The sequence below is a fragment of the Isoptericola sp. Y541 genome (assembly GCF_059445465.1).
This window is the reverse complement of record NZ_JCAIUJ010000002.1, coordinates 735,049-756,915: the sequence shown is the minus strand read 5'-3', so window position 1 is coordinate 756,915 and position 21,867 is coordinate 735,049. Positions and strand designations below refer to the sequence as shown.

Genomic DNA, 21,867 nt, shown 5'->3' with positions numbered 1-21,867 from the left:
TCAGAGGGTGGCGCACGCGCCCGCGCGGGCGGCGGCCCGCTGCCAACGCAGCACCAGCACGGTGTCGGCCCGGCGGCGGGCGGCCGCCCCCAGGTGGGCGATCTGCCGGTGTTCCAGCAGGGCGTGCAGGTCGTGGTCGAGCGCCCAGGTCAGGGCGCGGCTGACGTCGTCGTACTCGGGGGACAGCGGGGACGGTGCAGGTCTCACGGGGGGAAAGATGTCCGACTCGCCGGTTTGTGACACCCGGTGTGTCACAGGTCTGCAGCAGACTCGCCGCATGGACCTCACCCAGGCGCGCGAGACCAAGTCACGGCTGTCCGAGTTCGCCCGTGACCTGGCCGAACGCCACGGCGTGCCGGCGTCCCCGTACGCCGTCGGCGACGACGCCACGCCGGCCGACGTGGTGCGCGCGCCCACCCTGTCGCTCGGCCTCGCGCCGCAGGGGGAGGGGCGCTACGCGATCGCCGTGCGGTACCGGCTCGGCGTGCCCACCGCGCGGTCGTTCGCGCGCAAGCTGGCCGCCGAGGCGGGCGACGCCGTCGACGTGCGCCGCACCGGCCGCATCCGCACCCTCGCCCGCGCGGTCCGGCCGCCGGTCGCGACGGCGCAGGCCGCGGGGGAGACCGACCGCGTGCGGCCCCTGCGCCCGGGCGTCTCGATCGCGCACGTGGACGTGACCGCCGGCACGCTCGGCGCCTTCGTGACCCGCGCCGACGCCGCTACGTTCGTGCTGTCCAACTTCCACGTGCTCGCGGGGTCGCCCTCGGCGCAGGTCGGGGACGTCGTCGTGCAGCCGGGCCCCGCCGACGGCGGCCGCTCGCCCGAGGACCGCGTCGGCACCCTCGCGCAGATGGTCCCGCTGACCCCCGGCGAGCCCGCGACCGTGGACGCGGCGCTGGCCCTGGTGGACGACGGGGTCGGGACCGACCCCGCGTATCCCGTCGGGCGGGTGACCACCACGGCCGTCGCGACCGGCGGCGAGGCGGTGGCGAAGATCGGCCGCACCACCGCGCTCACGCAGGGCCGGGTCACGGCGATCGAGATGGACGACGTCGTCGTCGGGTACGGCGAGGAGCTCGGCGCCCTGTCGTTCGACAACCAGATCGAGGTCGAGGGCACCGCCGGCGCCTTCTCCCGCGGCGGAGACTCCGGTTCGCTCGTCTACCGCGAGGACGGCGTGGCCCTGGGCCTCCTGTTCGCCGGCTCCGAGACCGGCGGTGCCGACGGCAGCGGGCTCACCTACTGCAACCCGATCGACGCCGTCCTCGAGGCGCTGGGCGTCCAGCTCGCCTGACCCCCGCCGAGGTAGTCCGGAAATTCGCGAGGTAGTTCGAAAATCCGCGAGGTAGTTCGAAAATCCGCGAGGTAGTTCCAAATCTCGCGAGGTAGTTCGGGACGCGCCGAGGTAGTTGCCTCCCCGCCGCACGTCGGACTACCTCGCGAGATTTGGAACTACCTCGCGGATTTTCGAACTACCTCGGCGGGATCAGGCCCAGGTGAGCAGGTCCTCGCCGTGCTCGATCATCGTGCCGACCTGCGCGAGGCGGTCGACGACGTCGGGCGTCGCCTCGAGCGCCACGACGGGGCAGACGGCGGAGCGGCCGCCGTCGCGGACCGCGGCTGGGTCCCAGGAGACGAGGACGGTGCCGCGCTGGACGTCGGCGCCCTCCTCGACGTGCGCGGTGAAGCCCTCGCCGCCGAGCTTGACCGTGTCGATGCCCAGGTGCACGAGGACGGCGCGGCCGTCGGCGTGCTGCACGACGAACGCGTGCGGGTGCAGCTTGACGAGCTTGCCCGTGATGGGCGCCACCGCCTCCCGGCCACGGACGCCGTCGGGCTCGATCGCGAGGCCCGGGCCGACGAGGCCGGCGGAAAACACGGGGTCGGCCACCTCGGACACGTCGACGACCGTGCCGGCGACGGGGGCGAGGACGGTCAGCGCCGTCATCAGCGCAGGTCCTCGATGTCCGAGGCGAGCGTGTCCGCCTCGGGGCCCACGATGACCTGGATCGCGATGCCGGACCGGACGACGGCGATCGCGCCGGCCGCGGTGAGCGCGGCGTCGTTCACCTTGGCGGGGTCCTCGACCTCGACGCGGAGCCGGGTGATGCACGGCTCGAGGTCGACGATGTTGTCGTCGCCGCCGAGGGCGTCGAGGATCTGCTGTGCCTTGCTCATGATGCTCCTTGGTCGGTCCGGGATCCGTGGGTCAGGGGTTCCGGCATCACGCTGGCCTGGCTTCACACGGGCTCACATGAGCTCGGCGAGGTCGGAGGCGATCGTGTCCACGCGCGGGCCCACCACGACCTGCACCACCCGCCCGTTGATCATCACTCCGAACGCCCCGGCGCGCCGCAGCAGGGCGGCATCCACCAGGGCGGGGTCCTTGACGAGAGACCGGAGCCGGGTGGTGCACGGGTCGATCTCGTCGATGTTCTCCACCCCGCCGAGGCCGGCGAGGATCGACGCGGCGAGCCGCGCGTCGGGGTCGCTGTCGGGCTGGCTCATCGAGGGCTCCCTTCGGGGATGCGTCCGGGGACGGGTCGTCCTGACGGGGTCGAGCGGGGCACCAGCGTCGGGCGCGCCTCGCGCAGGGGCACGAAGACGCTGTACCGGTCGCCGCGGTAGCTGGCGCGCGAGTACATGAGGGCGGCGTCGCCGCCGAAGGTGCGGCGCACGGTGCGCATGACGGCGCGCGAGGACTGCATCTGCAGCGACTCGAGCTCCTCCGGAGTGCCGTCCGCGGCCGTGATGGTCTCCTCGCCCCAGGACGGGTCGAGGCCGCGCTCGCGCAGAGCGGCGTAGAGGCTGTCGGGCACGCCGCCGTCGAGCAGGTCGGGCGCGAGGTCGACGGGGATCCAGGACTCCTCGACGCTCATCGGGTTGCCGTCTGCGGTGCGCAGCCGCACCACGTGGTGCACGGGGGTGCCGACCTCGCGGTCCAGCGCCTCGGCGACCGGGGCCGGCGCGGGCAGCGACTCGCACCGCAGCACCGTCGCCCCCGGCGTGAGGCCGCGGCGGCGGGCCTCCTCGCCGAAGGTGGTCAGGCGCATCTCGAAGTCCGCGCGCGGCGGCGCCACGAAGGTGCCGCGGCCCTGCGCGCGCTCCAGCACGCCCTCGGTGACCAGCGCGTCGATCGCCTGGCGCACGGTCATGCGGGAGACGCCGAACTGCTCGGTGAGGCTGCGCTCGGAGGGGACGGCGTCCCCGACGGACAGCTCGGTCGACACGAGCCCGGCGAGGTACGCGCGCACCGCGAGGTACTTGTGCTCGCCGCCGCGAACGCGTGCCCTGACCATCGTCGTGTCCTGTCCTGCCCTGTGATCGGCATCGATCAGCGTCATGTCCGACATCGTGCCCAAGTATCGGGCCGTTCCTCCCGGCGGAAGCACGGGGTTGACACATCATGAGGTCTAGACCACTCTTCCTGCAAGTGGTCCAGACAACCTGCCGATGGCAGCGTAGGGATCACCGGCAATGCCGCCGCATCGACGTCGCGACACTGCCGCCGGACGACGCAGGCCCGGGCCTGCAGGACCCGCCCGCACCGGGCCACCCATCGGAGGAGAACCATGACCACGGTCGCTGAGACCAAGCAGAAGCGGGGCTTCCCCGGCCTGGCGCAGCTGCAGCGCGTCGGCCGCTCGCTGATGCTTCCCATCGCCTCGCTGCCCGCCGCCGCGTTGCTCCTGCGCCTGGGTCAGGCCGACATGCTCGGCGCCGACGGGGTCGCCGGCACGCTCCCGTGGATGCAGTACGTGGCCGACGTGGTCGGCGCCGCCGGCAGCGCGCTGATCGACAACCTGCCGATCATCTTCGCCCTCGGCGTGGCGGTCGGGTACGCCCGCAAGGCGGACGGCACCACCGGGCTCGCGGCCCTCATCGGCTACCTCGTCTTCACCGGCGTCACGGACGCGCTGTCCCCGGCCATCGGCCTCGGCGTGGACGCGAACGGTGAGCAGGTCCTCATCAACTACGGCGTGCTGGGCGGCATCATCGTCGGCCTCACGGCCGCCCTGCTGTACCAGAAGTACTACCGGATCAAGCTGCCGGCCTACCTCGCCTTCTTCGGCGGCCGGCGGTTCGTGCCGATCGTCACTGCGGGGATGTCGCTGGTCATCGGCGTCGTCGCCGCCCTGATCTACCCGGCCTTCGACTGGCTGATCAACGACCAGATCGGCGTCTTCGTCACCGGCTCGACCGTGCTCGGAGGGTTCGTCTTCGGCACCCTGAACCGCCTCCTCCTGCCGTTCGGCCTGCACCACCTGCTGAACTCGCTGCCCTGGTTCCAGTTCGGCTCCTTCACGACGCCCGGCGGTGCGGTCGTCAACGGCGACATCGCGCGCTTCCTCAACGGCGACCCCACCGCGGGCACGTTCATGACCGGCTTCTTCCCGATCATGATGTTCGCCCTCCCGGCGGCGGCGCTCGCGATGATCCACACCGCCAAGCCGCAGAACCGCAAGGCCATCGGCGGCGTCCTCGGCTCCGCCGCGCTGGTCGCCTTCGTCACCGGCGTCACCGAGCCCCTCGAGTACGCGTTCGTCTACGTGGCGTACCCGCTGTACGCGATCCACGCGGTCCTCACCGGCAGCTCCCTCGCGCTGGTCAACGCGATCGGCATCCGCGACGGCTTCGGCTTCTCCGCGGGCGTCATCGACTACCTGCTCAACTTCCGCATCGCCGAGATGCCGCTGCTGCTCATCCTCATCGGGCTGGGCTACGCGGTCATCTACTACTTCCTGTTCCGGTTCGTCATCACGAAGTGGAACCTCAAGACGCCTGGCCGCGAGGACGACCCGGAGGCCGCGGCCGCCGTCGTCGCCGACCAGGCCACGGAGCAGCAGGCCACGGAGCAGCAGGCCGCCGACCAGGCGGCCGGGGACCAGAAGGCCGCCGGGTCCGACGCCGGACCCGCGGCCGCGAAGGAGAAGGGCTCGGACAGATGAGCATCACTCTCACCGGTGCCCCGGTGAGCCCCGGGCGGGTGGCCGGCGTCGTCGTGACGATGCCGGCCCCCGTCCCGGAGCCCCCGGCGGCGACGATTGACACGTCCGACCCGGCAGGGGCCGACGACGCGGTGTCCCGCCTGGGCGCCGCGTCGCGGGCCGTCCAGGACCGCCTCACCGCGCAGGCGGCCGAGGCCACGGGCACGGCGGCGGACGTCCTCACGGTCACGGCCGCCATGGCCGCCGACCCGACGCTGGCCTCCGACGCCGAGCGGCGCGTGCGGGGGTCGTCGTCGACGCCCGAGCGGGCCGTGTGGGACGCCGCGAACGCGCTGGCCGCGCAGCTCGAGTCGCTCGGCCCGCCGCTGAGCGAGCGGGCCCGCGACGTGCACGACGTGCGCGACCGGATCGTCGCGGAGCTCACGGGCGTGCGCCCACCGGGCGTGCCCTCGCCGGGGCACCCGTTCGTGCTCGTGGCGGACGACCTCGCGCCCGCGGACACGGCCACGCTCGACCCGGCCGAGGTGGTCGGCATCGTGACCAGGGGCGGCGGCCCGACCTCGCACACCGCGATCCTGGCGCGCGCGCTCGGCATCCCCGCCGTCGTCGCGACCCACGGGGCCGACGAGCTCGCCGAGGGCGAGACCGTCGTCGTCGACGGCGGCGCGGGCACGGTGGTGCGCGACCCGTCCGACGCCGAGGTCGAGGCCGCGCGGCGCGCCGTGCGCGTGGTGCGGACCTTCGACGGCACCGGCCGCACCGCCGACGGGCACCGGGTGGAGCTGCTCGCCAACGTGGCCGACCCGGAGGCGGCGCAGGCGGCCGTCGCGGCGCACGCCGAGGGCGTGGGCCTGTTCCGCACCGAGTTCTGCTTCCTCGGGCGCGACTCCGAGCCGTCGGTCCAGGAGCAGGTCGCGGCCTACCGCGGCGTGCTCGCCGCGTTCGGCGGCCGCAAGGTCGTGGTCCGCACCCTCGACGCGGGGGCGGACAAGCCGCTGCCCTTCGTGACCGCCGACGACGAGCCCAACCCGGCGCTCGGCGTCCGCGGCCTGCGCACCGCCGTCGCCCACCCCGAGGTGCTCGACCGGCAGCTCCAGGCGATCGCGGAGGCGGCCGCCGCCGAGGGCGCCGACGTGTGGGTCATGGCGCCCATGGTCGCCACGACCGACGAGGCACGGTCGTTCGTCGCCGCCTGCGAGACGCACGGGCTGCACCGCGCCGGCGCGATGGTGGAGGTGCCGGCGGCCGCGCTGCGGTCGCAATGGATCTTCGAGCACGCGACGTTCGGCAGCATCGGCACCAACGACCTCACGCAGTACGCGATGGCGGCCGACCGCATGCTGGGTGACCTCGCGGCGCTCTCCACGTCGTGGCAGCCCGCCGTGCTCGAGCTGGTGCGCACCACCTGCGGGGGCGCGTACTCCCGCGGGCGTCCCGTGGGCGTGTGCGGCGAGGCGGCGGCGGACGCCGTGCTCGCCCCCGTGCTCGTGGGGCTCGGCGTGAAGTCGCTGTCCATGACGCCGCGCGCCCTCGCCGACGTCGCGGCCGTGCTCGCCGAGGTCACGTTCGTCCGGTGCCGCGAGCTCGCGCGCGTGGCGCTGGAGCAGCCCGACGCCGACGCCGCGCGCTCCGCCGTCCGGCGCGAGCTGGCCGACGTGCTGGAGCCGCTCGGACTGTGACGATCCGCTGGTTGAGCCTGTCGAAACCCGCCCCGGTGGTTGAGCTTGTCGAAACCCAGGACCGAGGTTTCGACAGGCTCAACCAGCGAAGAGCGCGGCGCCGTACTTGAACAGCACCGCGGCGGCGAGCAGGGCGAACCACGCCGCGGTGAGGATGCCGAACGCGCCGGACCGCACGAGGGACATCGCCCAGGCCTGCAGGCGCGGGGGCCAGTAGAGGGTGTCCTCGAGGATGTTCCAGTGCAGCATCGACGCGAACACGAGCGTCGTGGAGACGGTGATCGTGAGGCACCAGGGGCACAGCGCGCCGATGACGAACATCGACTGCCAGAGCAGCCAGTAGGCGAAGACGAACCCGAGCAGGTAGACGGTCTGCGCCGCCGTCATGAACCACCGCGGGAACCGCACCCCGGCGAGCCCGGCGACGGCGACGGTGATGACCACGGACTCGGCGATGAGCCCGAGGAAGGCGTTGGGGAACCCGAAGAGGCTCGCCTGCCATGACGTCCCGACGGTGCCGCAGGAGATCACGGCGTTGATGTTGCACGACAGCACGGCGTCGGGGTCGGCGGCCAGCTCGACGGCGTCGACCGACAGGACGAAGGCAGCGACCAGCCCCACGAGCGCGCCGACGAGCATCTCGCCGAACAGCCAGCCCGCCGAGTGGAAGAAACCGCTCGGGCGGTGGGCCCGGTCCGTCAGGCCACCGCTTCGGAGGAGAGGAAGTCGACCAGCGCGTCCAGCGTGGCCGTGGCGTCGTCGCCGTCGGTCTCGGTGCGCAGCACCACCTCGTCGCCGGCGTCCGCGCCGAGCGTCATGATCCCGAGGATGCTCGCTGCGTCCACCGGGACGCTGCCGTTCTTGGCGATCTTCACGGGGACCGGCTGCTGGCCGGCCTTCTGCGCGAACAGGGCGGCCGGGCGGGCGTGCAGGCCCTCGGTGATGGCGACGACGACGGTGCGTTCCATGGAGTCCTCCGAGACGGGTGGTCTGGACCAGTTAATCGTAGGGATCGCAGGCCGGGAAGGGAAGCCCGTCCCTGGTCAGCGAGGGACGCGGGCGCGGTCGATCGCCATCCCGACGGAGTCGAGCAGCCGTTCTATCGAGGCGTCGAAGGGCGTGGCCTCGGCGTCGAAGCCCCCCGCCTCCCAGATGCGCGTCATGGTGGGGTACCGCTGCGGGTCGAACCAGTCGGCCCAGAAGCTGCTCATCGAGGTCCAGTACTCGTCGTTGCTCTGGCCCGAGGCGTCGTTCTCGGCCACCTCGGCGACCGTGGCACGCGCGAGGCCGCGCACGAACGCGTCGACCAGCCCGATGATCTCGACCACCTGGCGCTCCGGGAGCCCCGTGTCGACGAGGCTGCGCAGGCCGCACTCCTGCGCGTCCAGCACCGCGGGCGTGGGCGGCAGCCGCCACATGTTGGTCTGCAGGATCCACGGGTGGTGCTGGTACAGGTGCCAGTGCTGGCGGGCGTAGGCGCCGAGGCCGTCGCGCCACGTCGCGTCGGAGGGGAGCAGGTCGAGCTCGGCGAACGCGCGGTCGATCATCAGGTCGAGCAGCTCCGTGCGCCCCGGCACGTACGTGTACAGCGACATCGCCCCGACGCCGAGCCGGGCGGCGACCTTGCGCATCGACAGCGCGTCCAAACCTTCCGCGTCGGCGATCGCCGTGCCCGCGGCGATCACCTCGTCGAGGGTGAGGCGGGCCTTGCGCCCGCGCCCCGACGGCTGTGGCGGGTCCCAGAGCAGCGCCAGCCGGCGCACGACGTCGGGCGGACGGGGGATCCCGTCGGCCGGTTCGACCGGTGGTTCCGGGCCGGCCGACGGCCCCGGCTCTGGCGTAGTGCTCGACATGGCTCGTCATCCTCCCACCGCCACGACCGTGGCCCGTTGCCGGACCCCGTTGCTAGTCTTGAAGCTAGTTCCAGTACAGTGTACGAGAGATGCGGGGAGAGGGGAGCGCACTCCTGGAGCCGACGGCGGGCGAGGCCACCGTCGCGGGGTTCGACGTCGTAGCCCACCCCGGGCAGGTGCGCGCCCGGCCCGGTTTCATCGGGCAGGGCAACGGCGGCGGCTTCAGCTACAAGGTGATCGACGAGCTGCACGACCAGGGCCGGTTCTACGGCCTGTCGCCGCAGGTCTACGTCGCCGCAGGTCTACGTCGCCGCAGGTCTACGTCGCCGCAGGTCTACAAGGACCGGGCCGCCGACCTGATGGCGGCGCTCGAGCTCACGGGGCTCGAGGGGCGGTCCGTGCAGTCGCTGTCCGGCGGGCAGCGCCGCCGGCTCGACGTCGCGCTCGGGCTGATGAACCACCCGCCGCTGCTGTTCCTCGACGAGCCCACCGCGGGCCTCGACCCGCACTCGCGGGCCAACCTCTGGGGCCGCCTCACGGCGATGCGCGAGCGGTACGGCATGACGGTGGTGCTCACCACCTACTACCTCGACGAAGCGGACAGCATGGCGGAACGCGTCGTCGTCATCGACCACGGGGAGATCATCGCCGACGCCGCGCCCGACGCCCTCAAGCGCCGGCACGCGGACGACGCCCTCACGCTGGTGGTCGCCACCGACGACGGCGCGGCGGTGCGCGCCGCGCTGCCCGACGGCCTCGGCGACGTCGAGCTCACGCCGCACGAGCCCGGGCTGCAGGTACGGGTGACCACCGCGAGCGGCGCGGACACCCTGCCCGGCGTCATCGGGTCGCTGCGCGTGGCGGGGGTCGCGACGTCGTCGGCGAGCGTGCGGCAGGCGAGCCTCGACGACGTGTTCCTCAGCGAGGCACCGCAGAGGGCACGCCAGGAGCGAACAGCAGGACCGGGCAGACCCGCACCACTCACACGGGCACGGGGCAGACGGGCACGGGGCAGACGGGCACCGGGCAGAGGGACACGGGGCACGAGGCCCCCGCATCGTCACCCGCACCGGCCCGGGCAAGTTCTTCGCGGACACGGGCGCCGTCTTCACCCGCGAGATCCTGACTCTGCGCGACCCGTTCACGCTGGTCTTCTCCCTGCTGCAGCCGCTGATCTTCCTCGGCCTGTTCGGCCCGCTGCTCACCGGTGCGTTCGGCGGCGGCTTCCGAGCGGATGCTCTTCGGCGCCACGTTCGCCGACCCGGCCGTGCTGTGGGGGACCGTCGCCGCGGCGCTCACGTGCGCCGTCGGCCTGCTGGTCGGCATCCGCGCCACCCGCAAGTCGGTCTGAGGGCGGCCGCTGGTCGAGCCGGAATCTCAGCGGCCGGTGTCGTTCATCTCGTCCGGGTGGGAGCCGATGCGCTCGCCGCGGTCCAGCGCGGTGATGTCGGCCAGGTCGGCGTCGGTGAGCTCGAAGTCGAAGAGGTCGAGGTTCTCGGCGATGCGCGCCGGGGTCACGGACTTCGGGAAGATGACGTCGCCGCGCTGGAGGTGCCAGCGGAGCACCACCTGGGCAGGGGTCTTGCCGTGCTCGGTGGCGATGCGGACGATCGTCGGGTCTTCCAGGACGCGGCCCCGGCCCAGCGGGGACCAGGCCTCCGTGACGATCTGGTGCTCCGCGTCGAAGGCGCGGACCTCCTCGTTGCCGAGCCACGGGTGCACCTCCACCTGGTTCACCGCGGGCACGACGGTGCCCTCCGCCAGTACCCGGCGCAGGTGGTGCGGCTGGAAGTTCGAGACGCCGATGGCGCGGGCGCGGCCGGAGCGGTAGATCTCCTCCAGCGCGGTCCACGCCTCGGCGAACTTCCCGACGGCGGGCAGGGGCCAGTGGATGAGGAACAGGTCGACGTGGTCGAGGCCGAGCTCGTCGAGCGAGAGGTCGAAGGCGATGAGCGCGTCGTCGTGCGCGTGGAACGCGTTGTTCAGCTTGGTAGTGATGAACAGGTCGTCGCGGGGCAGACCCGCCGCGGCGACGGCCTCCCCGACGCCCCGCTCGTTGCGGTACATCTGCGCGGTGTCGATGTGCCGGTAGCCCGCCTCGAGGGCGGTCAGCACCAGGTCGCGCGTCTGCTCCGGCGGGATCTTGAACGTGCCGAAGCCGAGCTGCGGGATCGACGTGCCGTTGTTCAGGGGCAGGGACGGGATCGCGGTGCTCATGACCCCATCCTGTCCCGGTACCGCCGGCCACGCAGGGAGGCGAGCGTCGAGATGACCCGGTGGCGTGATCGATCCCATCGCGCCGAAGTTCTCCCGGGGACCGTCGCCGGGAGCACGCTGGAGGTGTCGCCCCGGCCGCCAGGGCGGTCGCCCCGTGAGGAGATCCGATGCCGTTCGACCAGATGCCGTTCGACCAGATGCCGTTCGACCAGATGCCGTTCGACCAGGTGCACGTCTACTTCGCCTCGTCGGCCTCGGGGATGGTTCGCCAGTTCTGCGAACGCCTCGGTCGGCCCGTGCACGACCTGGGCGACCGGGAGGTGCGCCGCTCGGTACCCCGGGGGCCGTGGGTGCTGGTCACGCCGTCGTACAAGACCGGCAACCCGGACAACGACACTCTCCCCGAGCCGGTGCGTCGGTTCCTGCGCACCCCCGTCACGCGGCGTCGGCTGGTGGGGATCATGGGCTCGGGTAACCGGAACTTCGGCCAGCACTATCAGGCGGCCGCGCGGCAGGTGGCCCGGGCGTCCGGCCGTCCGGTGCTCTTCGAATTCGAGCTGCAGGGCACGCGGTGGGACGTCGAGCAGGCGCGGGAGACCCTCGCCGCGCTCGACGCCGGGCTCCGCGACAGGCGCCCACGTGTGCCGGTCTGAGCCGGTGGGGTGGCCGGCTCGTCGGCGCCGAAGGACGGTCAGCGTGGACCGGCCGCCCCGCCGTCGCGGTGAGCGCAGCACCCGTCGTCGCACCCGTCCGCACAGCCGTCCTCGCCCCCGAGGAGCGCGCCGACCGACGTGCTGCAGGTGTCGCCGCGCCAGGCCTCGATACCCTCCTTGACCGCGAAGCCGGCGATGACGAGCGCGGCGAGCGGGTCGGCCCAGGTCCACCCGAGCGTGGAGTTGAGCACGAGCCCGACGAGCAGCACCGCGGACAGGTAGGTGCACAGCAGGGTCTGCTTGGAGTCGGCGACGGCGGATGCGGAGCCGAGCTCCCGGCCGGTGCGCCGCTCGAACCAGGAGAGGAGCGGCATGACGGCCAGGCTCACCGCCGCGAGGGCGATGCCGACGGGAGAATGGTCGGGCTCTGCGGCGCCGAGCAGGGTGCGCACGGCGTCGACGGTGACGAACAGTGCGAGGCCGAAGAACGACACGGCGATGAGTCGCAGCGCCACGCGCTCGCGGCGGTGCGGGTCGGGGGCGGCGAACTGCCAGGCGACCGCGGCCCCGGACAGCACCTCGACGACCGAGTCCAGCCCGAAGCCGACCAGGGCCGCCGACGATGCCGCGCGCCCGGCGGTGATCGCGACGACGGCCTCGATCGCGTTGTAGCCGATCGTCGCGGCCACGATCCACCGCACGCGGCGCTCGAGGAGCGCGCGGCGTGCGGGCTGCACGGGGCGGAGCGGGAGGGCGGTCACCAGGCCGACGGTACACGGAATGATGTATCGTCGGAAGGGCGCCGACGGCCGGCAGCTTTGGGGCCGGGCGCAGGTCACGCGGCTCGGGCTGTGCCCGTGTCGGCGTCGGGCGCACAATGGGAGGACCCGGAGGTGTTCCATGGTCACGATCGACGAGGCGCGCGCCGCCAAACCCGCCCTGCGCGAGGCGCTCCAGAGCGTCGAGGGGGTGTGCGGCGTCGGGCTCGCCCAACGCGGTGACGAGGCGGACTGGGTGCTCCAGGTGAACGTCGTTTCCCTGAGCGCGCGCAAGGACGTGCCACCCGCGGTGGACGGCGTGCCCGTTCAGGTGCAGGTCGTCGGGGCGGTCACCGCGTTCTGACGCCCCCCGGCGTCAGGCGACCCGCGCGACGAGCGACGACGCGTCGGCCAACAGGTCGTCGGCGTCGATGATGTCGGAAGGATCGAGCAGCACGCGCGCCACCGCGCCCAGCAGGAGCATCTGCAGGAAGGCGCCGTGCTCGGCCGGAAGTCCGAAGAGCTCCGCCAGTGCCGCGCGGGCGTCAGAGCTCGCGGCAGTCACGGCAGCCGCTCGTTCCGGGTCGCGCGCCGCGGTCGCGATGAGCTCGAGCTGCACCGCCCAGAGGGCCCTGTCCTCGGCGACCGACGCCGTCACCCGCTGCCAGACCGCGCCGAACCGCTCCCTGGGGGAGGATCCGAGGTCCTGCGCCCCGATGGACTCGAGCACGTCCCCCCAGTCGCGCACGGCCGCCACGAGCGCGTCGTCCAGCAGCGCCTCCTTGCTCCCGAAGTGGTAGCCGATCGCGGCGAGGCTGACGCCGGCGGCGCCGGCGATGTCGCGTGCGGTGGTGCGCGCGTACCCCTTCTCGCGGAGGCAGTTGCGTGCCGCGGCGAGGAGCGCGGCCCTGTTGCTCGAACTCATCGGCCCATGGTAGCTCAGGCGTCTCACACGAACGTCTTGCACAAGTGTCTTAGATGCTTGTAGCGTGGCGCGCACCAACTTCCTCACGGTCAGGAGAAGCCCGATGAACCGCACCGTCCTCATCTCCGGCGGGGGTGTCGCGGGCCTCGCCCTCGCGCACCAGCTCGCCGCCCACGGCGACACCCCCACCGTCGTCGAGCACGCCGCCGCGCCCCGCGCCGGCGGGTACAAGGTCGACGTGCGGGGCGCCGCTCTGCAGGTTCTCGACCGCATGGGGCTCCTGGCCGAGGCTCAGGGCCTGCGCACCGAGGTGCGGTCCGGCACGGTCGTCGACGGGCGAGGACGGCGGGCCGCGAGCATGGACGGCGACACCTTCGGCGGCCGCGTGCACGACGACGTCGAGCTGCTGCGCGGGGACCTGCACCGCCTCCTGCGCGAGAGCCCGTCCGGTGCCGAGCACGTCTACGGTGACTCGATCGCGACGCTCACGGACACCGGAGACGCCGTCGAGGTCGGGTTCGCCTCCGGCCGCACCGGGCGCTACGACCTGGTGGTCGGCGCCGACGGGCTCCGGTCGGCCACGCGCAACCTCGTGTTCGGGCCCGACGAGAAGTTCCTTACCGACCTCGGCTACTACGTCGCCGTCGCGACGGTCCCCAACCGGTTGAACCTCGACCGCGAAGAGGTGACGTACGTGGGCCCCGGCCGCACCGCGCTCGTGTACGCCACGGCCCGGGAGGCGGGGGCACGGGCGATGTTCCTGTGGTCGTCGGGCCCGCTGGATCACCAGGGGCTCGACCGCGCCGGGCGCGAGCGGCTGCTGGCCGAGGCGTACGCCGGCGAGGGGTGGGAGGTGCCCGCGCTGCTGACGGACGTGCCCGCCTCGCCCGACCTGCTGTTCGACTCCCTGAGCCAGGTGCGCATGGACCGCTGGTCGCAGGGGCGCACCGTGCTGATCGGCGACGCCGCGCACTGCGCGTCCCCCGCCTCGGGGCAGGGCACGAGCATGGCCCTCGTCGGGGCGTCCGTCCTGGCCGCCGCGCTCGCCGGGCACGACGACCACGCGGCCGCGTTCGCGGACTACGAGCGGAGGATGCGCCCCTTCGTGGAGGCTAACCAGGCGCTCGGCCCGGCCAACGTGAAGCGCATGGTGGTCCGCACGCGAGGTCAGGTGCGCGCGTCGCTCGCGATGCTGCGGATCATGGACCGGCTGCCGGGCAAGGAGCGGATGCTCGCGCAGGTGACGGCGCCGATCCACCGGGCGGCCGACGCCATCGAGCTCCCCGAGCTCGTGGGCTGATCGTGGTGCGGGCCGTCCGGTCGGGGTTCACCCGTTCACTCCGGGGCGGCCCCGGCGTACTCGACGAACCGACGGGAGCCGCGCCGTCGGAGACCTGGCCACGATGGCGCAGAATGGCGGGGTGACCTCCTCGTCCCGTCTGCCCCGCGTCCGCGCGTCCGAGCTCGTCGGCCGCCGCTGGCTCAACACCGGCGGCCGCGACGTCACCCTCGCCGACCTGCGCGGCAAGGTCGTGGTGCTGGATTTCTGGACCTTCTGCTGCATCAACTGCCTGCACGTGCTGGACGAGCTGCGCGAGCTGGAGGAGCGGCACCGCGACGAGCTGGTGATCGTGGGCGTGCACTCGCCCAAGTTCGCGCACGAGGCGGACCCGGTGGCGCTCGCGGCCGCCGTCGAGCGGTACGAGGTGCACCACCCCGTGCTCGACGACCCGGAGCTCGTCACCTGGGGCGCATACACCGCGCGGGCCTGGCCGACGCTCGTCGTCGTGGACCCCGAGGGCTACGTCGTCGCGCAGATGGCGGGGGAGGGACACGCGTCGGCGATCGAGGCGATCGTCGAGGAGCTGGTGGCCGAGCACGACGCGAAGGGCACGCTGCACCGCGGCGACGGCCCGTACGTGCCGCCCGAGCCCACGCCCAGCACGCTGCGCTTCCCCGCCAAGGCCGTCGTGCTGCGGGGCGGGAACCTGCTCGTCGCGGACGCCGGCCACCACTCGCTGGCCGAGCTCGCGCCCGATGCCGAGACGCTGGTGCGGCGCATCGGCTCCGGCGAGCGCGGGCTGGATGACGGGGCCGCCGACGTCGCGCGGTTCAGCGAGCCGAACGGCCTGTGCCTCGTCCCCGACGAGCTGCGCCCCGCGCTCGGGTACGACGTGCTCGTCGCGGACACGGTCAACCACGCGCTGCGCGGCGTGCGGCTCGACGACGGCGCGGTGACGACGGTCGCGGGCACCGGCGAGCAGTTCATGGTGGGCGGGCAGGAGAACGTCGTCGGGGCGACCGGCGGGCTCGACCTCGGCGCCGTCCACCCCGCGAGGTCCGTGCGGCTCAGCTCCCCGTGGGACGTCGTGTGGTCGCCACGGCTCGGGGCGTTCGTCGTGGCGATGGCCGGGAACCACACCCTGTGGGCCTTCGACGCCCTGCAGGGCACGGTCGGGCTGCTCGCCGGCACGATGAACGAGGGGCTCGAGGACGGGCCGGGCACCGAGGCGTGGTTCGCCCAGCCGTCCGGGCTGGCGCGGGCGGGCATCGGCTCGACAGGCTCGACAGGCTCGACCGACGGGGACGCGCTCTGGCTGGCCGACGCCGAGACGTCGGCGCTGCGGCGCGTCGAGTTGTCAGGGCCACGCGAAGGTCTTGATGCGCCTGGCCCTGACAACTCGCGGGGGGTGCGGGTCACGACCGCCGTCGGGCAGGGGTTGTTCGACTTCGGGCACCGCGACGGCGAGGCCCGCGAGGCGCTGCTGCAGCACCCGCTGGGCGTGGCGTCGCTCCCCGACGGCAGCGTCGTCGTCGCCGACACGTACAACGGCGCGCTGCGCCGCTACGACCCGGCGTCGGACACCGTCACGACCCTCGCCACCGGGCTCGCGGAGCCGTCGGACGTCGTGGTGCAGGTCGAGGGGGACCGGGTGCACCTGCTCGTCGTGGAGTCGGCCGCGCACCGGCTCACGCGGGTGGCCCTGCCTGCCGACCTGGCGGGCGAGGTGCTCGACGGCGGCTCGCACCGGATGGCGCGCCCGGCCACGGAGGTCACGCCCGGGGAGCTGCGGCTGGACGTGCCGTTCGTGCCCGCCCCGGGGCAGAAGCTCGACGACCGCTGGGGCCCGTCCACCGAGCTGCGCGTCAGCGCCACCCCGCCCGAGCTGCTGCTCGACGGCGCGGGCGACGGCGTCGACCTCGAGAGGGGCCTGGTGATCAACCCGGACATCGTGGAGGGGGTGCTGCACGTGACGGCCAAGGCCGCGTCGTGCGACGTCGTCCCGCTCGGGCTCGACGGCGAGCCCGACCCGGACGTCTTCCCCGCGTGCCACCTCGCCCAGCAGGACTGGGGCGTGCCGGTGCGCGTGACGCCGGGCGGCGACGCCTTGCTGACGCTCCCGCTGCGCGGCTGAGGAACAGCGCCTCGGGTCGGTGGCGGGCGGTACGGTCCTGCGCATGATCCACGTCACGGACGGCGACGGCCAGGAGGACCCGCGCATCACGAGCGCCAAGCCGTACACCCAACGCCTGTTCGTGCACCACTTCCGGGTCTCGGAGGTCGAGCAGCTCGACGACGAGTTCGCCGGGTGGCTGCGCGAGGCGTACGCCGTCGGTGCGGGCGCGCACGTCGGCCGGGCCGACCGGTGAGCGGGCTCGGCGGCACGGGCGAGGTGCTCGTCGCGGGCCCGGCGGCCTGGAACCGCATCGTCCACGTGGACGCGCTGCCGACCCCGACCCCGCACACCGTCTTTGCCCGGGACTCCTACGACGCCGTCGGCGGCACGTCCGCGGGCAAGGCGCTCAACCTGGCCCGCCTCGGGCGCAGCGTCGTGCTGCGCACGGTGCTCGGGTCGGACGACGAGGGCGGTCGGGTGCGCGACGTCCTGGCGGGCGCCGGGGTGCGCGTGCTCGCCGAGCCGTCGCCCGACGGGCGCACCGAGAGCCACCTCAACCTCATGGACGGCGACGGCGGGCGGCTCTCGGTCTACCTGCGGGCACCGGGCGAGGTGCCCGCGTCGGGGCCGGGCTGGGACGCCACGCTCGCGGCGCTCGACGCCGCCGCGGCCGTGGTCGTGGACCTCGCCCCTTCAGCCCTACCGGTCCTGGCCGCGGCGAGTGAGCGAGGGCGGGACGTCTGGGTCGACCTGCACGACTACGACGGCGTCACGGACTTCCACCGTCCCTGGGCGGCAGCAGGCACGCACGTGTTCTTCAGCTCCGACCGGCTGGCCGACCACCGCGCGTTCATGACCGCGCGGCTCGACGCCGGGGCGCGGCTCGTCGTGTGCACGCACGGCGCGCGCGGGGCGACGGCGCTCACGGCCGACGGCTTCGTCGACGTGCCCGCGGACGTCGTCGACGACGTCGTGGACACGAACGGCGCGGGCGACGGGTTCTTCGCCGGCTACCTCGACGCGCACCTACGCGGGGCGGACTTCGCGGAGGCGCTCACCGCGGCCGCCGCCCACGCCGCGCAGGTGGTGCGCAGCCCGGGCCTCGCGCCCGCGAACTGAGGCGACCGCGGACTGAGGCGAAATGGACTCCAGCTCAAGACGTGTGCATCTTTCGAACTGCTTGCTCAGCAGGAATGCTGACTCGTCACCCGGCGGGAGTCTTGCCTGGCAGGAGACTCCCGTGACACAGGAGTCGTGATCGCTGGCGAGGAGAGAATTCCGGCGCGCCGACAGGAGTGAAAACACAGACGCCTGCGCGGGGACGAGTGCCAGGGCTGCTCAGGCCAGGCCGGCGTCGCGCGCGACGATCGCCGCCTGCATGCGGGACACCACGCCCAGCTTGGCCAGCACCCGCGAGACGTGGGTCTTCGCGGTGGCCTCGGTGATGACAAACTCCGCGGCGATGCCCTGGTTGGACAGCCCGCGCCCCAGTGCGGCGAGCACGTCCACCTCGCGCGGGGTGAGGTCGGCGAGCCGGGGGTCGTCCCGGTCGGGCCGAGCGTCGTTCGCCCGGGGAGCGGGCCGGCCGGCGCCGCCCCCGGCGAGCTGGGCCAGCACCCGCCGCGTCACCTCGGGGGCGAGCACGCCGTCGCCGGCCGCGACCTGCCGCACGGCGTCGAGCAGCGCCGCCGGCTCGGCCGTCTTGAGCAGGAACCCCGCCGCCCCGGCCTGCAGGGCGCCGTCCACGTACTCGTCGAGATCGAACGTGGTGAGCACCAGCACGTCGGCCAGGCCCTCCGCGGTGATCGCGCGCGTGGCCGCGATACCGTCGGTGCCGGGCATGCGCAGATCCATGAGGACGACGTCGGGCCGCAGCGCGCGCGCGTTTGCCACGGCCGCCATGCCGTCGGCCGCCTCGCCCACCACCTCGACGTCGTCGGCGGCGTCCAGCAGCAGCCGCAACCCGGCGCGGATCGCCGCGTGGTCGTCGGCCAGCAGCACGCGCACGGGCGCGCTCCCGCCGGTCCGCCCGTTCCTGGTCGTCGTCATCCGGCCTCCCGTCCGGTCGCTACCCTGCCGGTCGCTACCCTGCCGGTCGCTACCCTGCCGGTCGCTACCCCGCCGGTCTCCGTCCCGGCCGGCACCCGCGCGCGCAGGGCCCAGCCGCCGTCGTCCACCGGCCCGGCCTCGAACGTGCCGCCGAGCGCCTCCGCGCGCTCGCGCATGGTGATCATCCCCGTGCCCGCGCTGAGGGCGGGGTCGCTCGCCCCGAGAGCACCGGCCGTGGCGCCCGCCGGGGCGGGGTTGCGGACGCTCAGCGTCACGACGTCCCCCGCCGCGGCGCGCTCACCGCCCAGCAGCTCGAGCCGCACCGTCACCGGGGCTCCGGGCGCGTGCTTGCGCGCGTTGGTCAGCGCCTCCTGCGCGATCCGGTACACCGTGTGCCCGACGGCGGCGGGCAGCCTCGCCCGCGCCACGCCGTCCGGGTCGTCGAGGGTGACGTCGACCCCCGTCGCGCGGGCAGTGTCGAGCAGGTCGTCCAGCTGGTCGAGCCCGCCGGGTGCGGCGAGCGGGTCGCGGGCGGCGTCGGCGCGCAGGAGCTCGATCATGGACCGCATCTCGGTGAGCGACGCGATGGAGCTCTCGCGGACCTGCTCGAGCGCCGCCCGGTCCCGGTCCGTGTCCGGCGGCGTGCTGAGCACCGCCCCCGAGTGGATCGCGATGGTGGACAGGTGGGAGGCGATGACGTCGTGCAGGTCCCGCGCCATCGCGGCGCGCTCCGCCTGCACGGCCTCGTGCCGATCGAGCTCCGCGATCGTGACGAGGTCCGTCGCGCGCTCGCGCTCCAGCTCGGCGGCCCGCGCCGCCTCGTCGGCCCGAGAGCGCTCCAGCCCGGCCAGCTCGGACTTCTGTCGCACGTTGTCCGCCCACCACATCGGCACCAGCAGGATCCCGCCGAACTGCAGGCCCCCGTAGACGAAGGCGCGCACGTCCTGCTCGATCTCGCCGGCCGCGACCGCGCCGCCGACGGCGAGCGTGACCGCCGTGCCCCACAGCCAGCGGCGCGCCGTCGACCCGGACCACATCGCCGCCGCGAACAGCAGGTCCCACAGCACGAGCATGATCGCGAGGCTGCCGCCCCACGCCACGTCGACCAGGGTCACCACCACGCCACCCGCCAGTGCGAGCATCGGCCGGACCCTCTTGGCCAGCGTGATCGCGCAGCCCACGGCCAGCAGCGCCACCCGCCACCAGGGCTCGGGCGGCGCGACCAGCGGCGGATCCCCCGTGTACATGTCCACCAGCCCGACCTGCAGCAGCAACCAGCCGAGGACGAACAGCGTCACGGCGTTGGCGACGTCGCCGCGCCGGTCGTCGCCGCCCCACACCTCGACCAGCCTGCGCAGGCGCGTGGTCGCGGTGGGTCCGGTGGTCACCGTCCCATCCCAGCACAGGGGCGGCTCCGGGGGATCGTCCGAAGGGGGTATCCGTGCCGGGGGCGCGCGACGCGCGAGGATCACTCCTTCGGCCGACGACCGGGCGGGCGTCGCGCCGCCAGGATCGAGGCATGGAACTTCTGGATCTCGGAGGGCTCGGGGGCGCCGGGCTCGGCGCCATGGCCGGCGCGCTCGTGGTGCTCGCGCTCATCGACTCGACCAGCTTCGGCACCCTGCTGATCCCCGTCTGGCTGCTGCTCGCCCCCGGCCGCGTGCGCCCGGCGCGGATGCTCGCCTACCTCGGCACGGTCGCGGTCTTCTACCTCGCGGTGGGCGTCGCGGTGCTGCTCGGCGCCGGCGCCTTCCTGGAGCGGTACGGCGACGTGCTGGAGTCGCGGCCCGCGATGATCGCGCAGCTCCTGCTCGGCATCGGGCTGTTCGCGCTGAGCTTCCGCTTCGACGGCAAGCGGGCCCGGGCGCGCGCGGAGCGCGAGGGCGCGCGCCCGGGGCGGCTGGTCCGCTGGCGGGAGCGCGCCATGGGGATCGAGTCCGGTGGCCTCGGCGGGAGCGGTGCCGACGCCCGCCCGGTGCCCGGCATGCTGGCACCGACGTCGACGACGACCTCGACGGCGGTGCGCCCGCGCACGTCGCTGCTGCCCCTCATGGGCCTCGCCCTCGGCGCGGTGGCGCTCGAGGTCGGCACGATGCTCCCGTACCTGGCGGCGATCGGCTTGATCACGACGTCGGAACTCGCGACCGGCACGAGCGTCGGCGTCCTCGCCGCGTACTGCGTGGTGATGGTGCTCCCGGCGCTGCTCCTGCTCGGGGGCCGGCTGGTCGCGGCGCGCGCCGTCGACCCGCTGCTGCGCCGGCTGGAGGGGTGGCTGTCCAAGAACGCCGCGGAGATGACCGGCTGGGTGCTGGGCATCATCGGCGTGCTGCTCGCGCTCAACGCCTTCGGGGCGCTTGGGTGGACCGCCCTGCGGATCCAGTGACTCAGACGCCCAGCTCGTCGAGCACCCGCCCCAGGTTGGCGCGTGCCGTGCGCTCGTGGTCCGCCACCCACGGGCCGGCGTAGGCGCGCGGCACGATCTCGACCACGAGCAGGCAGGCGAAGTACGCCCGGTACAGCCGCAGGCGCTGCCAGGCCTCGGGGTCGCCTGAGCCGAGGCTGCCGTCCCCGACGCCGAGGTCCCCGCCCGCATCGCGGTACCCGGCCAGCAGGTCGGGGTCCACGGCACCGGCGCCGAGCTGGTCCGCGCCGACCAGCTCGAACACCGGGTCGCCCCACAGCGCCCGCTCGCCGTCGAGGGCGCCCACGAGGGTGTGCTCGACGGGGTCGAGGAGGATGTTGCCGGGCCACAGGTCGGCGTGGACGAGGCGGGCGGTAGTGATCGCGGAGAGCAGGTCGTGGTGGCGTTCGACGGCGTCGAGCAGCCGCCCGGCAGGCAGGGCCACGCCCCAGCGCGCGGCGTCGTCGAGCGCGGCGCGCACCATGGCCGCGAACGCGTCCGGCCAGGTCGCGGCGCTCAGCCCGGCTTCGGGGGCGGGGTAGCCGAACCGGTCGCCGGTGATCCGGTGCAGGGTCGCCATGAAGCCGCCGAGGGAGCGGCGGGCGCGGCCGGTCGCGGCCGGGTCCAGCTCGAGGGTGCTCCACAGACCGCCGTCGAGGAACGTCGTGACCAGCGCGTCGCCGTCCAGGTGGGCACGCGTGGTGTCGACGTGCAGCACCCGCGGCACGGGCAGCCCGGCCGCGCGCGCCAGCCGGTCGACGGCAGCCTCCGTGCCGAGCACGCCGTGCTCGTACTGCAGCAGGCGGGACGTGTCCGCGCCCGTCACCTTGACCACCACGGAGCGCCCGTCGGCGAGGTCCGCGCGCAGCACGCTCGCGAACAGGCCTCCCGTCAGCGGTGCGACCAGGCGCACCGGCCCGAGCGGCGCGAGCAGCGCGGCGACCTGATCGTCGGTGACGGCCGTCTTGGTGAGCACGCGGGTGAG

General features: G+C 73.8%; 25 protein-coding genes and 1 pseudogene. 12 read left to right on the top strand and 14 right to left on the bottom strand.

What is annotated here, in order from left to right:
• Nucleotides 1-207 carry a hypothetical protein gene (locus tag AC1C2V_RS08300; RefSeq protein ID WP_495389100.1) on the bottom strand — a complete coding sequence of 69 codons (207 nt, stop codon included), beginning with the start codon at nt 205-207 and terminating at the stop codon, nt 1-3.
• A 70-nt stretch (nt 208-277) separates the two neighbouring features.
• Here AC1C2V_RS08300 and AC1C2V_RS08295 point away from each other — a divergent pair, with 70 nt between their 5' ends.
• A complete protein-coding gene (locus tag AC1C2V_RS08295; protein WP_495389099.1) occupies nt 278-1,294 on the top strand; it encodes a chymotrypsin family serine protease in 1,017 nt (338 codons plus the stop codon).
• 192 nt (nt 1,295-1,486) lie between these two features.
• On the opposite strand, the gene AC1C2V_RS08290 is transcribed toward AC1C2V_RS08295, so the two are convergent.
• From AC1C2V_RS08290 to AC1C2V_RS08275, 4 genes are all read right to left on the bottom strand, one after another.
• Nucleotides 1,487-1,948 (bottom strand): PTS sugar transporter subunit IIA, encoded by a 462-nt coding sequence (locus AC1C2V_RS08290; RefSeq protein WP_495389098.1) that lies wholly within the window; start codon nt 1,946-1,948, stop codon nt 1,487-1,489.
• Entirely contained in the window at nt 1,948-2,178 is a 231-nt protein-coding gene (locus AC1C2V_RS08285) for a PTS sugar transporter subunit IIB (RefSeq protein ID WP_495389097.1), read from the bottom strand. Before AC1C2V_RS08285 ends, AC1C2V_RS08290 begins: the two co-directional genes overlap by 1 nt.
• 72 nt (nt 2,179-2,250) lie before the next feature.
• Complete coding sequence (locus AC1C2V_RS08280; RefSeq protein WP_344247124.1) at nt 2,251-2,508, bottom strand: PTS sugar transporter subunit IIB; 258 nt, start codon at nt 2,506-2,508, stop codon at nt 2,251-2,253.
• The gene (locus tag AC1C2V_RS08275) at nt 2,505-3,344 is read right to left on the bottom strand and encodes a GntR family transcriptional regulator (protein WP_495389096.1); all 840 of its coding nucleotides are present in this window, start codon (nt 3,342-3,344) and stop codon (nt 2,505-2,507) included. Before AC1C2V_RS08275 ends, AC1C2V_RS08280 begins: the two co-directional genes overlap by 4 nt.
• Nucleotides 3,345-3,572: 228 nt before the next feature.
• On the opposite strand from AC1C2V_RS08275, the gene AC1C2V_RS08270 reads away from it, so the two are divergent.
• Both AC1C2V_RS08270 and ptsP read left to right on the top strand, forming a co-directional pair.
• Entirely contained in the window at nt 3,573-4,949 is a 1,377-nt protein-coding gene (locus tag AC1C2V_RS08270) for a PTS transporter subunit EIIC (RefSeq protein ID WP_495389095.1), read from the top strand.
• Nucleotides 4,946-6,628: a phosphoenolpyruvate--protein phosphotransferase gene (gene ptsP, locus AC1C2V_RS08265; RefSeq protein ID WP_495389094.1), complete on the top strand. Its 1,683-nt coding sequence runs from the start codon at nt 4,946-4,948 to the stop codon at nt 6,626-6,628. Before AC1C2V_RS08270 ends, ptsP begins: the two co-directional genes overlap by 4 nt.
• A 78-nt stretch (nt 6,629-6,706) precedes the next feature.
• Here ptsP and AC1C2V_RS08260 read toward each other — a convergent pair whose 3' ends face one another.
• The 3 genes from AC1C2V_RS08260 to AC1C2V_RS08250 form a co-directional block, all read right to left on the bottom strand.
• Nucleotides 6,707-7,267, bottom strand: coding sequence for a vitamin K epoxide reductase family protein (locus AC1C2V_RS08260; protein WP_495389093.1), 561 nt, complete (start codon nt 7,265-7,267; stop codon nt 6,707-6,709).
• 59 nt (nt 7,268-7,326) lie between these two features.
• On the bottom strand, nt 7,327-7,596 hold the full coding sequence (locus AC1C2V_RS08255) for an HPr family phosphocarrier protein (RefSeq protein WP_495389092.1): 270 nt from the start codon (nt 7,594-7,596) through the stop codon (nt 7,327-7,329).
• A 75-nt stretch (nt 7,597-7,671) separates the two neighbouring features.
• Nucleotides 7,672-8,481 carry a TetR/AcrR family transcriptional regulator gene (locus AC1C2V_RS08250; protein ID WP_495389091.1) on the bottom strand — a complete coding sequence of 270 codons (810 nt, stop codon included), beginning with the start codon at nt 8,479-8,481 and terminating at the stop codon, nt 7,672-7,674.
• 89 nt (nt 8,482-8,570) lie between these two features.
• Here AC1C2V_RS08250 and AC1C2V_RS08245 point away from each other — a divergent pair.
• Nucleotides 8,571-8,915: pseudogene (locus AC1C2V_RS08245) on the top strand (ATP-binding cassette domain-containing protein); the annotation flags it as partial.
• A gap of 773 nt (nt 8,916-9,688) precedes the next feature.
• Nucleotides 9,689-9,832 (top strand): hypothetical protein, encoded by a 144-nt coding sequence (locus AC1C2V_RS08240; protein ID WP_495389144.1) that lies wholly within the window; start codon nt 9,689-9,691, stop codon nt 9,830-9,832.
• A gap of 26 nt (nt 9,833-9,858) precedes the next feature.
• On the opposite strand, the gene AC1C2V_RS08235 is transcribed toward AC1C2V_RS08240, so the two are convergent.
• The gene (locus AC1C2V_RS08235) at nt 9,859-10,698 is read right to left on the bottom strand and encodes an aldo/keto reductase (protein ID WP_495389090.1); all 840 of its coding nucleotides are present in this window, start codon (nt 10,696-10,698) and stop codon (nt 9,859-9,861) included.
• A 167-nt stretch (nt 10,699-10,865) separates the two neighbouring features.
• On the opposite strand from AC1C2V_RS08235, the gene nrdI reads away from it, so the two are divergent.
• Nucleotides 10,866-11,351, top strand: a complete 486-nt coding sequence (gene nrdI, locus AC1C2V_RS08230; RefSeq protein ID WP_495389089.1) for a class Ib ribonucleoside-diphosphate reductase assembly flavoprotein NrdI — start codon at nt 10,866-10,868, stop codon at nt 11,349-11,351.
• A 38-nt stretch (nt 11,352-11,389) separates the two neighbouring features.
• On the opposite strand, the gene AC1C2V_RS08225 is transcribed toward nrdI, so the two are convergent.
• A complete protein-coding gene (locus tag AC1C2V_RS08225; protein WP_495389088.1) occupies nt 11,390-12,112 on the bottom strand; it encodes a cation diffusion facilitator family transporter in 723 nt (240 codons plus the stop codon).
• A 139-nt stretch (nt 12,113-12,251) separates the two neighbouring features.
• On the opposite strand from AC1C2V_RS08225, the gene AC1C2V_RS08220 reads away from it, so the two are divergent.
• Nucleotides 12,252-12,473, top strand: coding sequence for a hypothetical protein (locus AC1C2V_RS08220; protein ID WP_495389087.1), 222 nt, complete (start codon nt 12,252-12,254; stop codon nt 12,471-12,473).
• 12 nt (nt 12,474-12,485) lie between these two features.
• Here AC1C2V_RS08220 and AC1C2V_RS08215 read toward each other — a convergent pair whose 3' ends face one another.
• Nucleotides 12,486-13,034 carry a TetR/AcrR family transcriptional regulator gene (locus AC1C2V_RS08215; RefSeq protein ID WP_495389086.1) on the bottom strand — a complete coding sequence of 183 codons (549 nt, stop codon included), beginning with the start codon at nt 13,032-13,034 and terminating at the stop codon, nt 12,486-12,488.
• Between the two features lie 103 nt (nt 13,035-13,137).
• Between AC1C2V_RS08215 and AC1C2V_RS08210 the strand changes: the two genes are divergently transcribed.
• From AC1C2V_RS08210 to AC1C2V_RS08195, 4 genes are all read left to right on the top strand, one after another.
• The gene (locus AC1C2V_RS08210) at nt 13,138-14,334 is read left to right on the top strand and encodes an FAD-dependent monooxygenase (RefSeq protein WP_495389085.1); all 1,197 of its coding nucleotides are present in this window, start codon (nt 13,138-13,140) and stop codon (nt 14,332-14,334) included.
• 103 nt (nt 14,335-14,437) lie between these two features.
• Nucleotides 14,438-16,450, top strand: a complete 2,013-nt coding sequence (locus tag AC1C2V_RS08205) for an NHL domain-containing thioredoxin family protein (protein WP_495389084.1) — start codon at nt 14,438-14,440, stop codon at nt 16,448-16,450.
• Between the two features lie 43 nt (nt 16,451-16,493).
• Nucleotides 16,494-16,685 carry a hypothetical protein gene (locus tag AC1C2V_RS08200; protein WP_495389083.1) on the top strand — a complete coding sequence of 64 codons (192 nt, stop codon included), beginning with the start codon at nt 16,494-16,496 and terminating at the stop codon, nt 16,683-16,685.
• Entirely contained in the window at nt 16,682-17,551 is an 870-nt protein-coding gene (locus AC1C2V_RS08195; RefSeq protein ID WP_495389082.1) for a carbohydrate kinase family protein, read from the top strand. Before AC1C2V_RS08200 ends, AC1C2V_RS08195 begins: the two co-directional genes overlap by 4 nt.
• Nucleotides 17,552-17,770: 219 nt before the next feature.
• Here AC1C2V_RS08195 and AC1C2V_RS08190 read toward each other — a convergent pair whose 3' ends face one another.
• Complete coding sequence (locus AC1C2V_RS08190; protein WP_495389081.1) at nt 17,771-18,481, bottom strand: response regulator; 711 nt, start codon at nt 18,479-18,481, stop codon at nt 17,771-17,773.
• Nucleotides 18,478-19,869, bottom strand: a complete 1,392-nt coding sequence (locus AC1C2V_RS08185; RefSeq protein WP_495389080.1) for a sensor histidine kinase — start codon at nt 19,867-19,869, stop codon at nt 18,478-18,480. The genes AC1C2V_RS08190 and AC1C2V_RS08185 overlap by 4 nt, the downstream gene beginning before the upstream one ends.
• A gap of 131 nt (nt 19,870-20,000) precedes the next feature.
• On the opposite strand from AC1C2V_RS08185, the gene AC1C2V_RS08180 reads away from it, so the two are divergent.
• Nucleotides 20,001-20,864: a GAP family protein gene (locus AC1C2V_RS08180; protein ID WP_495389079.1), complete on the top strand. Its 864-nt coding sequence runs from the start codon at nt 20,001-20,003 to the stop codon at nt 20,862-20,864.
• A 1-nt stretch (nt 20,865) separates the two neighbouring features.
• Here the strand turns inward: AC1C2V_RS08180 and AC1C2V_RS08175 are convergent, their stop codons facing one another.
• Nucleotides 20,866-21,858, bottom strand: a complete 993-nt coding sequence (locus tag AC1C2V_RS08175) for a phosphotransferase family protein (RefSeq protein WP_495389078.1) — start codon at nt 21,856-21,858, stop codon at nt 20,866-20,868.
• Nucleotides 21,859-21,867: the final 9 nt, after the last annotated feature.

What these genes read in the sequence shown, in the direction of transcription:
- AC1C2V_RS08210 (WP_495389085.1), top strand. Translation starts at nt 13,138, where the DNA reads ATGAACCGCACCGTCCTCATCTCCGGCGGGGGTGTCGCGGGCCTCGCC.
- AC1C2V_RS08275 (WP_495389096.1), bottom strand. Translation starts at nt 3,344, where the DNA reads ATGACGCTGATCGATGCCGATCACAGGGCAGGACAGGACACGACGATG.
- AC1C2V_RS08180 (WP_495389079.1), top strand. Translation starts at nt 20,001, where the DNA reads ATGGAACTTCTGGATCTCGGAGGGCTCGGGGGCGCCGGGCTCGGCGCC.
- AC1C2V_RS08285 (WP_495389097.1), bottom strand. Translation starts at nt 2,178, where the DNA reads ATGAGCAAGGCACAGCAGATCCTCGACGCCCTCGGCGGCGACGACAAC.
- AC1C2V_RS08235 (WP_495389090.1), bottom strand. Translation starts at nt 10,698, where the DNA reads ATGAGCACCGCGATCCCGTCCCTGCCCCTGAACAACGGCACGTCGATC.
- AC1C2V_RS08190 (WP_495389081.1), bottom strand. Translation starts at nt 18,481, where the DNA reads ATGACGACGACCAGGAACGGGCGGACCGGCGGGAGCGCGCCCGTGCGC.
- AC1C2V_RS08290 (WP_495389098.1), bottom strand. Translation starts at nt 1,948, where the DNA reads ATGACGGCGCTGACCGTCCTCGCCCCCGTCGCCGGCACGGTCGTCGAC.
- AC1C2V_RS08255 (WP_495389092.1), bottom strand. Translation starts at nt 7,596, where the DNA reads ATGGAACGCACCGTCGTCGTCGCCATCACCGAGGGCCTGCACGCCCGC.
- AC1C2V_RS08260 (WP_495389093.1), bottom strand. Translation starts at nt 7,267, where the DNA reads ATGCTCGTCGGCGCGCTCGTGGGGCTGGTCGCTGCCTTCGTCCTGTCG.
- AC1C2V_RS08250 (WP_495389091.1), bottom strand. Translation starts at nt 8,481, where the DNA reads ATGTCGAGCACTACGCCAGAGCCGGGGCCGTCGGCCGGCCCGGAACCA.
- nrdI (WP_495389089.1), top strand. Translation starts at nt 10,866, where the DNA reads ATGCCGTTCGACCAGATGCCGTTCGACCAGATGCCGTTCGACCAGATG.
- AC1C2V_RS08200 (WP_495389083.1), top strand. Translation starts at nt 16,494, where the DNA reads ATGATCCACGTCACGGACGGCGACGGCCAGGAGGACCCGCGCATCACG.
- ptsP (WP_495389094.1), top strand. Translation starts at nt 4,946, where the DNA reads ATGAGCATCACTCTCACCGGTGCCCCGGTGAGCCCCGGGCGGGTGGCC.
- AC1C2V_RS08220 (WP_495389087.1), top strand. Translation starts at nt 12,252, where the DNA reads ATGGTCACGATCGACGAGGCGCGCGCCGCCAAACCCGCCCTGCGCGAG.
- AC1C2V_RS08215 (WP_495389086.1), bottom strand. Translation starts at nt 13,034, where the DNA reads ATGAGTTCGAGCAACAGGGCCGCGCTCCTCGCCGCGGCACGCAACTGC.
- AC1C2V_RS08270 (WP_495389095.1), top strand. Translation starts at nt 3,573, where the DNA reads ATGACCACGGTCGCTGAGACCAAGCAGAAGCGGGGCTTCCCCGGCCTG.
- AC1C2V_RS08205 (WP_495389084.1), top strand. Translation starts at nt 14,438, where the DNA reads ATGGCGCAGAATGGCGGGGTGACCTCCTCGTCCCGTCTGCCCCGCGTC.
- AC1C2V_RS08295 (WP_495389099.1), top strand. Translation starts at nt 278, where the DNA reads ATGGACCTCACCCAGGCGCGCGAGACCAAGTCACGGCTGTCCGAGTTC.
- AC1C2V_RS08280 (WP_344247124.1), bottom strand. Translation starts at nt 2,508, where the DNA reads ATGAGCCAGCCCGACAGCGACCCCGACGCGCGGCTCGCCGCGTCGATC.